Genomic DNA, 12,195 nt, shown 5'->3' with positions numbered 1-12,195 from the left:
CTTATGACGACAATGTTTATGAGCAGTTAGTGGTATAAGGGGTCCGTTGTTCTGATAAACAAAAAAGACCAGCCTTAAGCATGGTCTTCTTTGGTTTTTTAGTGATACGCAGCGGTTTGAGCCAACCACTCAATAAAATGGTCTGGCTGTTGCGTATCCTGTGCCACGATATTCCACTGCTGGTTTTTGCAGCGAGTGCATTCATGCAGCAGCTGATAGCCTTTTTTGGAATGTTGGCGATAGTCAATCGGTCGCATCAAGCCATGGCAAGTATTTTGACGATCACCCGGGCGAATATCCACGTGTAACGAGTAGAGACACTGGGGACAATGGTTGCGGTAAGAACCATTGGTCAAGGGTGCCACAGGCGTACTGCAGTTTTTACAAACAAAGGTCGTATTTTCATCTTTTCTCATTTTGCTTTCCTCCAAAAGAATGAATTCTTTTGAGAGAAAAGGGTTCCGTTCGTTCTTCATCAGGCTTCTTAGGCTAGGGACACATTCACCGTCCGTAACGATTACTTCTGCTTCCAGCTTCATGCGATTTCGCAATCCGTACCACGCTTAGTTTTTTCGTTTTGTGCTAAGCACTGTGTTGCGGCAGCCCACAACCCAGCAGTAAGTGTAGTCCAAAGTCACTGTCATTGGCGTCGTCCCCTAGAAAGCAATTGAGGAATGCTTCTTCATCGAGTACCTCCTATGTGTTTATGAGAGTATTATAGCAGAAATAGAGTTGGAATTCTAAGACAGATGAAACCTGATCGTAACCCCTTCTTTGTTAAATTTATCTTTAAAAACAATAATTGTAGATAATAACGCTGTTTTATGACAAAATATTCGTATGTAGGTTTCGCTAGATTTTATTTTGGTCACTGAAGAAGAGACATAGAATCACAAAATGGAGGAAGGATCACCTAACGAAAGGAGAACAAAAATGTTTGGTACGAACAAGAAATCCGAAAATACGAATGGTACACAAGGCAAGAAACGAAAAAAGAGTTTGACTGTAGAAGACCTGATCAACCAATATCTTGAAGAAAAAGAGATCCATGAATTGAGTGATGGTCTGTCTGTTCAGATTTTTAATGACTTAGCTGCTCACCGCGGACTGTTCATGGAGATCCCCAAACTCAGTTACAAAGATCTCGGAGCAGCTATCCAAATCGATCAAAACTGGATTAAAATCAAGCAACAAGATACGATCATCAAACAGCAGGCAGAGATCATTCAGCTTTTGAAAGAAACACGAGAAATAAACTAATAAATGAAGCTTAACAATAGCATTTGTGTAAAAGAGAAGGGACAGGCAGGTGAAAACTCAAAATAATATTTGACTGGTTGGTACATAAATGATATTCTGTTTATGTACTGATCGGTAAAGAAAAGGAGCTGGAAAGATGCGAGGACGTCCTAAAAAACACAATAAGGAAGAAGCAGTGAAGATTGCTATGCATGAATTTTGGTCCCATGGCTATGAAGCCTGCTCAACCGAGAATCTATGTCGCGAAACAGGGCTGGGGAAAGGTAGCTTTTATAACACATTTGGTAGTAAGCACGATTTATACGTAGAAACATTGCGTGTATATCATGAGCGCTGGATTCAAGAGCAAAAGCAATTATTGGATCAGGAAAAAGGGCTTTTAGAAAAATTAACAGCATTATTAAATTGGGCAATTGAAGTAGATTTTCAAGAAGACAGCAATGGCTGTTATTTGATCAATGCAGCAATGGAAAGAGGCAGTATTGATCCAGCCGTGGTGTTATGGTCCGAACAACATGCAAAGGAACTTGAGGCAGAAGTTGAAAAGCATATAGAAAAAAGTCTGCTTAGTGGAGAGATCAAAACGACAAAGACAGCCAAAGAACTGTCTCTTTGTTACCTTAATGCCTATTATGGACTGCGAACCTTGAATGCTTCGATGAGAAACAAGGCGATGGCACAACAAATTGCTGAAATTACGATAAAGAATTTATTGTAGTGGTCCAATTTCTAAGCAACAATCTAGTAATTTCACAAGCTTTGCTAATGACAAAGACACACAAGTACGATGTGAAAATAAAGAATAGGTCGAGAGAAAATGTATCTATTGGAGAAAGAAGGGTATTATGAACGAAACAGTAAGCACGATTCTTAATCATGTATCAGTTCGCAAGTTTAGTGAGCAAAAACTTACACAGGAAGAAATCAAGACACTCGTTGCAGCGGCTCAAGCAGCTTCGACCGCAAGCTATCAACAATCTTATTCAATCATCGGTGTTGAAGATCCACGTCTGATGAAAGAGATTGCTGCAGTCGCTGGAAATCAACCTTTTATTGCAGAAGGAGGGCACTTTTTTGTTTTTTGTGCTGATTTGTATCGCATAAAAAAGATGGCAGAGGCAAAAGGAATCGATTTGACAGAAACGTTGTCAGGAATTGATGCCTCAATAGTGGGTGCTGTTGATGCTTCTCTGGCATCCCAAAATTTGGCGATAGCTGCGGAATTAATGGGGTTAGGTATTTGCTATATCGGCGGGGTGCGAGATGCAATCATCGAAATTACTGAGCTACTAGATTTACCTGATTATGTCTATCCTGTATTTGGAATCGCTGTAGGTCATCCTATTGAAACAAATGAAAAAAAACCACGGATACCATTTGAAGGAATTTATCATGAAAATACATATTCTCGCAATAAAGAAGACATCATTCATGCCTATGATGATGAAACAAAGTGCTATTATGCGAAGCGGACAAAAACCAATGCTGAACGCTCCTGGTCTACAACAGCAATAGGCAGCTTTTCCCGCTTGCCTCGACTGTTTATGAAAGAGTATTTAAATCAAAGAGGATTGAGCAAACAATAAGGCTCTTTGTCGCTTGTTACATTGCTCTATTTTTGAACTAGGAAAACAGGAAAGTGATGATGCTGAGCGCATGATCGCTTTTCTTATGAAGTACGATAGAAGAAAAGTATTTTTTTCAATTAAAAAACCGAAGAACGAGCTGAGCGTTTTTTCCTTGAAAAGGAGGCAGCTAGCTCGTTCTTCGGTTCTTTGTTGACGATGAAAGATTAATAGTACTCCCCGTGGCGATAGTCCCATGAGTTGAAGTGATCAGAAAGGTACCTTTGGATTTTTTCAACATCGAGTCCTTTACGGATCAAGACAGGTGCGGGAGTGATGGAGCGTTGGTCTCCTTGCTCTGGAATCAAGTTGCCGTCTTTATCAACGAAAGAAACCATGACTCCTTGCTCATAGCGGGTTTCCAGCGTTTTGTCTGGTTGGATCGATGCAACATAGTCGTTGCCTTCAATGATTAGATCGGCTTCTTGCGCGATTTGTTCGCCGATCCCTTCAACAAGTCCGCGGTTTCCTTTGCCTGAAGGGTTCGCTGAGCTGGCGAAAAGCAATTTCTTTTTCTGATCCCAAAGTTCTTTAGAGATCTGCTCACCAGGGACACCGAATTTGATCACAAAACAGCTGGTTCCCCGAACGTCCGTCATCAATTCTTCTGAACCATCGTTTGGGATATAGGCTTTTCCTGATTCTTTCCAAGGCAAAATCGCACCAAATAACACGTCATTGTTCCAGCAAGTTTCGTAAACGGCGGCGGTTTCCGCATTTAATTCGGCTAATTCATGTAGCTGTTCCAATGAGCTGCAAAGAACGACGCCTGGTTTGTTACGCTTGCGATTCTTTGCTGAAAACTTGCGTTCCAGCCCTTTTTTATCAGAGACGGCAATGATATAGCCGACTTTGGTTGGGCAAACGATCACTTTGCCTTCTTCATTCAAATAGTTGATCGCACGTTGATTTGGTTCTCCTGTCCATGGGACTTGTTTTGTTTCTTTCACTCTCTTCATCCTCCCTGTCTTCCAATGAATCGCCGTCATGAAAAATATAACGGAATATTCTGAAAATTCTGATTGAATATGGTTACCCTTGATGATAAGGGAATCAATCTGTGTAGTCAAGGGGATTTACACCAGAATGTAAAAAGAGAGGAAGAGGAAAACCGTATATACGTCATTAGAGAATAGAGTGAATGATTGACAGCAACACTATTTTTTTCCGCTTTGTATGAAAAAATTGACTGTTTTTCATGTTATTTATATGGGAAGATAGGTTTATAGATAGAAGAACGCAATCAAAAGAATAGTTTTTTTGTGAAAGATGAGGAGTATCATGAGTGAAAAGAAAAAAATACGCAAGCTTTTGCTGGCATCGATTGTCGCTGGGAGTATCTATGGTGGCGGGGCCTTGCTTTTTGGGTTGCTGGTCAGTTATAACGTCCTCTTGTTAGATGGGGTCTATACATTGATTGGTGCAGTGATGTCACTGATTGCTTTGTATGTGGCAAAATATATCCAAGCCCAAGACTTTGAACGTTTCCCATTCGGCAAAGAAGCTTTGATGCCGTTGGTTGTTTTTATTCAATATAGTATCATCCTGCTGATCTCCATTTATGGAATCATTGAATCTGCTTTTAGTTTATTACACGTCAGTGATGGCATGATTGATCCAATCGGTTTGTATTTCTCACTGGTTGGAACGATTTACTGTTTCTCTTTTTACTTGTACTTAAAAAAGAAACCACTGACTCATCCCTTTTACTGGGTAGAACTAGAACAATGGCGTTTCGGCTTTTTCTTTAGTCTGGGTGTCGTCGGTTCGTTTCTTGTGTCCTGGCTGATCCAAGCCAGTCCCTATGGGAATTTTACGATGTATGTCGACCCAATCATCTCCATCGGGATCACCTTGTTCTTTATCCAGCTTTCGATAAAAGAGTTGAAAGCAGCGATTTTAGAATTGACTTCTTCTACCCCAAAAGAAGAACTGCGGGAGACCATCATGACGATCGTTGAAAAAGAATTGCGCGCAGAAGAAGTGGTGGACTTTGTGTTACGTACCGCCAAAGTCGGTAATCAAATCATCGTGGAATTAGATGTAGTGATTTTACCTGCAACTCCTCTCGATACAGTAAGTCAACAAGATCCCATGCGAGAACGGTTGAATCAAGCAATCAGCCGACAGGTTTCCGGTTATTCCCTCTGGCTAAACATAAATTTTGTCGGTGACATCAAATGGGCGTATAGTGAGGAGTAAAAATGGCTGCAAAGCAGCTTGAGTAAACCGTGTAAATGACAGAGAAAAGAGGAAACAAATGACAATTCTGAAAACCTATGGAAAAATCACCGCAGCACTTTTCTTGTTAGCGGCAAGCATCAATTTATTTTTGGGCCCGCATCATGTGGCAGCTGGCGGTGTCAGCGGAATCGGTATTTTATTAGAGTCAGCACTCGGTTGGGATCGAGCGGCTGTGATCATGGTCTTGAATATTCTCATGCTTATTCTTGCCTATGCCTTTTTAGGGAAGGGACCTTTTTTGAAAGTCCTCTATGGTAGTTTTGCTTTTCCAGTAGCAATTGCTTTAGTTCCGGAATATATGGTGGCTGAAGACCGGTTGCTTTCCGTGATTTTTGGCAGTGCGATTTTTGCTTTAGGAGTAGCGATTTTGTACAAAAATCAGTCTTCCAGCGGCGGCACAACGATTCCACCGCTGATTTTCAAGAAATACTTTAATTTGAATCCAGCGATTGGCTTGCTGGCGACCGATGCGATCGTTGTTTCCATGAACTTGTTCGTTTTCGGGTTTGAAGAGTTCTTGTTTGCGATCTTATCGATCGTGATCACCTCTGGTGTGATGACCTACATTGAAACCGGCTTTAACCGAAAGAAATCTATCATGATCTTAAGTGAGAACCACGTGAATGAGATTCGAGAAGCGGTCTTTGATAAAACAGCTCGGGGTGCGACCCTGTTGGCTGCCCAAGGCGGTTACCAGCAAGCCGACAAGCAAGTGCTGCTGATCGTGGCCAGCGACCAAGAGTTTATGCAGATCAGACAAATCATTGAGACCATTGACCCAAAAGCGTTTGTGATCGTCAATAATGTCTCAGAAGTACTGGGCCAAGGCTTTAGTTATCACCCAATCGAATGAGCGTATTCTCGCTTGTTCAGCGTATGAAACCACCCTCGTCAAGTAGGCTATCTACTCGACGAGGGTGGTTTTTAGGGTCCATGATTTTCAAATAGCTTTACTCCGTAAAGTAATCGGGAAAGGCTTTTTCCACAAAAACCAGATCGTTATCAATGACATCAATGTGTTGTCCGACCAAGGGAGCAATTTTGGCTTGGTCTTTTTCTTTTAAGGTTGCTAAGATTTCTTCATGATCTCGCAAAATAATTTCCCAAGACAATTCCTCCACCTCTAAACGTAAGAAGCGGAAGCGATTTAATGGCAGATTGATCGTTTGTAACCAATTCCAGACATTTTCTTTGTCGGCGATTTTATAAATCAACTGATGGAAGGCCTCGTCGAGTTGGAAAAATTCGATTTCATCCTTCAATTGGGCATAGGTCCGCTGCAAAATAACGAGCTTTTCTAGTTCTTTCAGCTGTTCTTCTGTAACGGCTTGGCAGGCCGCTACGAATACTTCTTTTTCAAGCGTCTCTCTGACAAAACGAGCTTCTTCAATTTGTTTGATGCTGATTTTAGAAATATAGGTGCCGCTTTGGGGAACGACATGGATCAGTGCTTCACGGCGCAGACGAATAATTGCTTCACGGATCGGCGTCCTACCGATGGTTAGCCGTTGCTCCAATTCCTTTTCAGATATTTTTTGACCGGGAATCAGCTTGGCGGTTAAGATCAACTCTTTGATTGATTCATAAGCTTGTGATTGAAAATTTGTAGGGTTCAACATAAACGCTTCTTTCTGTATCAGGCATTCAATTCCCTTCGAAAGAAAAACTCTGAAGGAAGGTGCCTAGGGATAGTTTTGAGTAATAAAACTAGTATATAAGTTGAATAACCTTTTGTAAAGGCTTGCAATTCAGTATGGAATGAACTAGAATACTAATATATCAGTTTTAAGAAAAAGGAGGAAGTAGGATGTTTGATTTTGCTGCCTTGAAGCAGGCAGGAGTTACGATACCGGTCGTTCCCAAAGAAGTGAGGGATCAATCAGATACTCAGTTTCAATGGCTACACTTTGGTGGGGGAAATTTGTATCGGGCATTTCACGCAGAAGTAGCCCAAACGTTGATCGATCAACAAGCGTTGTCAAAAGGAATCGTAGTGTGTGAAACCTTTGATGAACAAGTGATCGATCAAGTGTACGCGCCTTACGAGAATGACATTTTAGAAGTGATCATGCACGAAGGGGGACGGTTGGAGAAAAAATTGCTCCAATCAACGGCGGCTAGTTATTATTGCCATCCTTCCCGCACTGCGAGTTATGAGCATATACGCAAAGTATTTCGTGAGCCGTCACTACAATTGGTCACCGTAACAATCACAGAAAAAGGCTATGGCTTAAAAGACAGTCAGGGGAATTTTTTGCCTGTCGTCCAAGCGGATCTCGCTGCGGGTCCTCATCAGGTCAACCATACAATGAGCATTTTGGCTAGCTTTTTATGGGATCGTTTTCAATCAGGGGCTCTTCCGATCGCTATGGTCTCTACCGACAATTTTTCGCAAAATGGGCTCCGTTTCCAAGCGGCGATTGTCACCATCGCAAAAGAGTGGCAAAAGCTGGGGCATGTTTCAGAAGCGTTTGTCCGATACTTAGAAAACAACGCGCAAGTGACGTTTCCGTGGTCAATGATCGATCGGATTACGCCAAATCCTTCAACAGCAGTTGCAGAAGAATTAGCAGCAGCTGGCATTCAGCAGCTGCCAGTCATCCGGACCGATAAAGGAACGACGATCGCTCCGTTTGCTAACACAGAGGCGACTCATTACTTAGTGATTGAAGATGATTTTCCGAACGGTCGCCCGAATTTAGACAAAGCGGGGGTGATCTTGACGAGTCGAGAAATCGTAGACAAAACCGATAGTATGAAAGTCACAACTTGTTTGAATCCACTGCATACGGCAATGAGTTTGTTCGGCTGTTTACTCGGCTATACATCCATTGCTGCGGAAATGACGGATCCAGATATTGTCGCTTTGATCAAAGGAATCGGCTATCGTGAAGGCTTACCGGTAGTGGAAGATCCTGAGATCATTCAGCCAAAGAAATTTATCGATGAGGTGGTGGGTATTCGTTTACCGAATCCGCTGATTCCTGACACTCCACAGCGGATCGCCGCAGATACCTCACAGAAAATCGCCATCCGTTTTGGCGAAACCATCAAAAAGTATGTGGAAAAAGAAGGCTCGGCTTCTGAGCTGACTTTCATTCCCTTAGCGATTGCAGGCTGGTTGCGTTATCTCTTAGCGATCGATGATGAAGGCCATCCATTTGTCCCAAGTCCTGATCCCCTCTTAGCAGAATTACAAGAGATTTTACGTGAGTGTCAATTGGGGACAGCCGCCGATGTTCAAGGGATCATTCGACCAATCTTAGCAAATCCGCAGATTTTTGGTTTGGATCTCTATCAAGCAGGAATCGCTGAAAAGGTGGGTCACTTGTTCGCTAAGATGCTAGCAGGAACCGGCGCAGTCCGTAAAACATTACATGAAACAGTAGAAGGGATCGAATAAAAAATGGAAATGACATTTCGTTGGTATGGAAAAGAATACGATAAAATCAAGTTAGCAGATATCCGTCAAATTCCTGGGATGAAAGGCATCGTCGGTACACTCTTTGATTTGCCTGCTGGAGCAGTTTGGCCCAAAGAACGGATCAAGGCGCTCGTGGAAGAAGTCGAAGCAGCTGGACTTTCTCTGAAGGTGATCGAAAGTGTCAATATTCATGATGACATCAAGATTGGCTTGCCTTCGAGAGACCTGTATATCGAAAACTACAAAGAAACGATTCGTAATTTGGCAGCATACGGGATCGAAGTGATCTGCTATAATTTTATGCCGATTTTTGATTGGATCAAAACGGATCTCGATTATCGCTTAGCCGATGGTTCTTCTACGATGGCATTTGAAAAAGCAGGGATCGACAAAGACCCAGAAGAGATCGTCAAAGAAGTTGAGGAGTCAAGCTCTGGCTATACCTTGCCAGGCTGGGAACCAGAACGTTTGGCTCATGTCAAAGAATTGTTTGCTGCGTATAAGGATGTCGATGATGACAAATTAAGAGAAAACTTTGCTTATTTCCTAAAAGCCATCATTCCCACCTGCGAAGAGGTCGGCATCAAGATGGCTGTTCATCCAGATGATCCTCCCTATTCGATTTTTGGTCTGCCGCGTATCGTTAAAAACCGTGATGATCTGGATTGGGTCTGTAACGTGGTCGACAGTCCGTCAAATGGTATCACACTTTGTACTGGCAGTATCGCCGAAGACCCAGCCAATAATGTCTATGAGATTTTGGCTGAGTTTTGTCGCCGGGATCGAATTCCTTTTGCCCATGTTCGTAACATTCAATACTTGGGCAATGACAAAGACTTTTATGAAGCACCGCATCTCTCCTCTGAAGGCTCGTTAGACATGTATCAGATCCTAGAAGCGATGTACAAAAATGGCTTTGACGGCTATATTCGACCAGATCATGGGCGAATGATCTGGGGAGAAACGGGACGTCCAGGCTATGGCTTATATGATCGGGCGATCGGCGCTTCCTACTTATTAGGGTTGTGGGAAGCCATCGACAAGAGCGTGGGGCGTTAAGAAAAGGAGCGAAGAAATGTTTTTAACTGACGATTTTATTTTGAAAAACAGCTTTGCCAAAGAGTTATACCATGGGTATGCAAAAAAGCAGCCGATCATTGATTACCATTGTCATTTAGATCCGAAAGAGATTTTCGAAGACCAAAACTTCACCAATCTGACCCAAGCGTGGCTGGCGGGAGACCATTACAAATGGCGCTTAATGCGAGCCAATGGTGTTGCAGAATCTTTGATCACTGGCGATGCTGATGACTACGAAAAATTCTGTGCTTGGGCGCAGACCTTGGAGGCTTGCATTGGCAATCCATTATATGTCTGGACCAATTTGGAATTGAAGCGAATCTTTGGTATTGATGAGCGGTTGACACTAGCCAATGCAGCAAGCATTTGGGAAAAAGCCAATCAACAGTTGCAGACGAAGGAATTTTCACCACGAGGGCTGATCAAAAAGATGGCCGTTGAGGTGATCTGTACGACGGATGATCCCATTGATTCGTTGACGTATCATCAAAAGCTGGCAGAAGAATCCTTTGCTGTGTATCCTACCTTTCGTCCTGACAAAGCAATCAATCTGCAGAATTCAGAATTTCCAGCATACCTTAAGCAATTGGCTGCAGCTGCGAACAAAGAAATCACTAGCTATCAAACGCTGGTTGAAGCATTGGCCGTACGTATTTTTTACTTCCAGCAACGGGGCTGTCGTTTAGCAGATCACAGTCTATCACGTCTTGGAGAGGAAGCCTACGATACCGCTGCACTTGAAGCGATTTTTCAGAAGCGTTTGACCACTGGGACACTGACTAATGAAGAAATCAGACAGTTTCAAACCGGCTTGCTGATTGACTTGATGCGCCAATACGCGAAGCAAGGTTGGACCGCGCAATTGCATCTGATGGCGACTCGCAACAACAGTCAAAAACTTTTCCAACAACTAGGACCTGATAGCGGCGGTGATGCGATGGGGGACGATCGTCTAGCGAGCGGCTTAAGTCGGACATTGGCGCAGCTTCAGGCGGAAAGCTTATTGCCGAAGACGATTTTGTATTCACTGAACCCCAAAGATTATCCAGTGTTGACTGCGCTGATGGGGGCGTTCCAAGAAGAGAGCAAAGGCAAGCTGCAATTAGGCTCTGCTTGGTGGTTCAATGATACGTATTCTGGTATGCGATATCAGTTGACGACCCTAGCAGAAGGCGGGATTCTTGGAAACTTCGTCGGCATGCTGACGGATTCTCGCAGCTTTTTGTCTTATCCACGCCACGAGTATTTCCGGCGGATTTTGTGTCAGGTGATCAGTGAATGGGTAGAAGACGGACAACTACCAGCAGATGAAATATATTTAGGGCAGATCGTCGCAGATATCTCTTATCACAATGCGAAAACCTACTTTGATTTTCCAAACTAATGACTACTCGATTCGTTCTTGGCTTGCTAGAGAAGGAATCGAGTGTTTGTATGGCTATTGCTAAAGTTGCGTCTGTTCATTTACTATTGGCAGGGAATCCAGTACTATGATAGAAAGAATCAAAGAAGGAGCGAACAGTATGAATCCATTCTATGAAGAAGTCTATGCGCTGGCGCGGCAGATCCCTTTTGGTAAAGTCGTCTCCTATAGTCAGATTGCGTGGAAATTGGGACAAATCAACGGCGCGCGAGCAGTCGGTCGAGCGATGCGCTTGAGCCCTCAGGATGTCCCTGCCCATCGAGTCGTGCGGGCAGATGGCGTCTTAGTTGGTCCCTCCGCCAATGGGCGAAAAGCAGCCCTCGTCGATGAAGGGGTGGTCTTCAAAGCCAGTGGTCGTATCGATATGAAGGCTTGCAGTTGGTCCATGAGCGAGATCGCTCCCGCTCAAATGAAGGAGCCATTATGAAAAAACGTGAATTTATCGTGCAAGATCTGTTGAGTAAAATCTATCAAGAAGAATTTTCTGCCGGCAAATTACCCAACCAAAGAACCCTTGCGCAAACCTATGGCGTTTCTCGGTTTACGATCCAGCAAGCAATCAAAAACCTTGAAGAGATCGGGATCGTCAAAGTGGTACAAGGTTCAGGGATTTTTATCCATGAAAAATGGGTCAAAAACCCAATGATCTTTAATTCCTTGACCCGCACCCCTTATGACCGCATCCATTCCAAAATGATTTCCTTGAATAAGGCGGCAGCAACGTTGGATGAACAGCAGATTTTCCAAATAGGCCCAGACGAGGAAGTCTGGACCTTTGAACGAGTGCGGATCGTCAATTACAAAATCGAATAGCTGGAAACGTCTAAATTGCCCGTCAGCCTATTTCCCGAATTGACACAAGAAATCGTGGAGCACTCGATCCAACGCTATGTCGAAAGCTGCGGATACCGCATTTCCCACTACATCACAAGCTATACCCCCATCACCACATCGACCGCGCAATCGGGTATTTTATTGTGCAAGCGGGGGACGCCGGCAATGCAGATCAGCAATCGGGCGATTTTAGAAGACGGCCGCGTGTATGAGTTCAGCAATATCGTTGCCATTGATTATGCCGTGACCTACATCCGTCCCTTTGACCGTGAGATCCATCGCTCACGCATCGATTGATTTTTAGG

Annotated in this window: 12 protein-coding genes and 1 pseudogene; 10 read left to right on the top strand and 3 right to left on the bottom strand. The window is 43.5% G+C overall.

Features of this window, described 5'->3' with window-relative positions:
* Positions 1–98: 98 nt before the first annotated feature.
* Positions 99–416 (bottom strand): RNHCP domain-containing protein, encoded by a 318-nt coding sequence (locus IGI69_RS12980; RefSeq protein ID WP_010749914.1) that lies wholly within the window; start codon positions 414–416, stop codon positions 99–101.
* A gap of 517 nt (positions 417–933) precedes the next feature.
* Here IGI69_RS12980 and IGI69_RS12975 point away from each other — a divergent pair.
* From IGI69_RS12975 to nfsA, 3 genes are all read left to right on the top strand, one after another.
* The gene (locus IGI69_RS12975) at positions 934–1,260 is read left to right on the top strand and encodes a hypothetical protein (protein WP_060791422.1); all 327 of its coding nucleotides are present in this window, start codon (positions 934–936) and stop codon (positions 1,258–1,260) included.
* A gap of 136 nt (positions 1,261–1,396) precedes the next feature.
* Positions 1,397–1,978 (top strand): TetR/AcrR family transcriptional regulator, encoded by a 582-nt coding sequence (locus IGI69_RS12970; protein WP_015510260.1) that lies wholly within the window; start codon positions 1,397–1,399, stop codon positions 1,976–1,978.
* A 127-nt stretch (positions 1,979–2,105) separates the two neighbouring features.
* Entirely contained in the window at positions 2,106–2,846 is a 741-nt protein-coding gene (gene nfsA, locus IGI69_RS12965; RefSeq protein WP_438741089.1) for an oxygen-insensitive NADPH nitroreductase, read from the top strand.
* A 206-nt stretch (positions 2,847–3,052) separates the two neighbouring features.
* Here nfsA and IGI69_RS12960 read toward each other — a convergent pair whose 3' ends face one another.
* Entirely contained in the window at positions 3,053–3,844 is a 792-nt protein-coding gene (locus IGI69_RS12960; protein WP_438741086.1) for an L-threonylcarbamoyladenylate synthase, read from the bottom strand.
* Between the two features lie 322 nt (positions 3,845–4,166).
* Here IGI69_RS12960 and IGI69_RS12955 point away from each other — a divergent pair, with 322 nt between their 5' ends.
* Together IGI69_RS12955 and IGI69_RS12950 are read left to right on the top strand one after the other, a co-directional pair.
* The gene (locus IGI69_RS12955; RefSeq protein WP_438741084.1) at positions 4,167–5,087 is read left to right on the top strand and encodes a cation transporter; all 921 of its coding nucleotides are present in this window, start codon (positions 4,167–4,169) and stop codon (positions 5,085–5,087) included.
* Between the two features lie 58 nt (positions 5,088–5,145).
* The gene (locus IGI69_RS12950; protein ID WP_005234105.1) at positions 5,146–5,982 is read left to right on the top strand and encodes a YitT family protein; all 837 of its coding nucleotides are present in this window, start codon (positions 5,146–5,148) and stop codon (positions 5,980–5,982) included.
* 97 nt (positions 5,983–6,079) lie between these two features.
* Here the strand turns inward: IGI69_RS12950 and IGI69_RS12945 are convergent, their stop codons facing one another.
* Positions 6,080–6,748 (bottom strand): GntR family transcriptional regulator, encoded by a 669-nt coding sequence (locus tag IGI69_RS12945; protein WP_015510256.1) that lies wholly within the window; start codon positions 6,746–6,748, stop codon positions 6,080–6,082.
* A 188-nt stretch (positions 6,749–6,936) separates the two neighbouring features.
* Here IGI69_RS12945 and IGI69_RS12940 point away from each other — a divergent pair, with 188 nt between their 5' ends.
* The 5 genes and pseudogenes from IGI69_RS12940 to IGI69_RS12920 all read left to right on the top strand — a co-directional run bounded on the left by IGI69_RS12940 (position 6,937) and on the right by IGI69_RS12920 (position 12,187).
* Entirely contained in the window at positions 6,937–8,532 is a 1,596-nt protein-coding gene (locus IGI69_RS12940) for a mannitol dehydrogenase family protein (RefSeq protein WP_438741080.1), read from the top strand.
* A gap of 3 nt (positions 8,533–8,535) precedes the next feature.
* Entirely contained in the window at positions 8,536–9,612 is a 1,077-nt protein-coding gene (gene uxuA, locus IGI69_RS12935; RefSeq protein WP_010749907.1) for a mannonate dehydratase, read from the top strand.
* Between the two features lie 16 nt (positions 9,613–9,628).
* The gene (gene uxaC, locus IGI69_RS12930) at positions 9,629–11,017 is read left to right on the top strand and encodes a glucuronate isomerase (RefSeq protein WP_373192568.1); all 1,389 of its coding nucleotides are present in this window, start codon (positions 9,629–9,631) and stop codon (positions 11,015–11,017) included.
* A 139-nt stretch (positions 11,018–11,156) separates the two neighbouring features.
* Positions 11,157–11,483 carry an MGMT family protein gene (locus IGI69_RS12925; protein WP_074933265.1) on the top strand — a complete coding sequence of 109 codons (327 nt, stop codon included), beginning with the start codon at positions 11,157–11,159 and terminating at the stop codon, positions 11,481–11,483.
* Positions 11,480–12,187 (top strand): annotated as a pseudogene (locus IGI69_RS12920) (GntR family transcriptional regulator). Before IGI69_RS12925 ends, IGI69_RS12920 begins: the two are co-directional and overlap by 4 nt.
* Positions 12,188–12,195 lie beyond the last annotated feature (8 nt).

Origin of the sequence: Enterococcus sp. DIV1083b (assembly GCF_051713705.1) — a bacterium.
Taxonomy (GTDB): domain Bacteria; phylum Bacillota; class Bacilli; order Lactobacillales; family Enterococcaceae; genus Enterococcus_D; species Enterococcus_D casseliflavus.
Note: the sequence above shows the minus strand (reverse complement) of the source record. Positions and strands in the feature narration are given on the sequence as shown.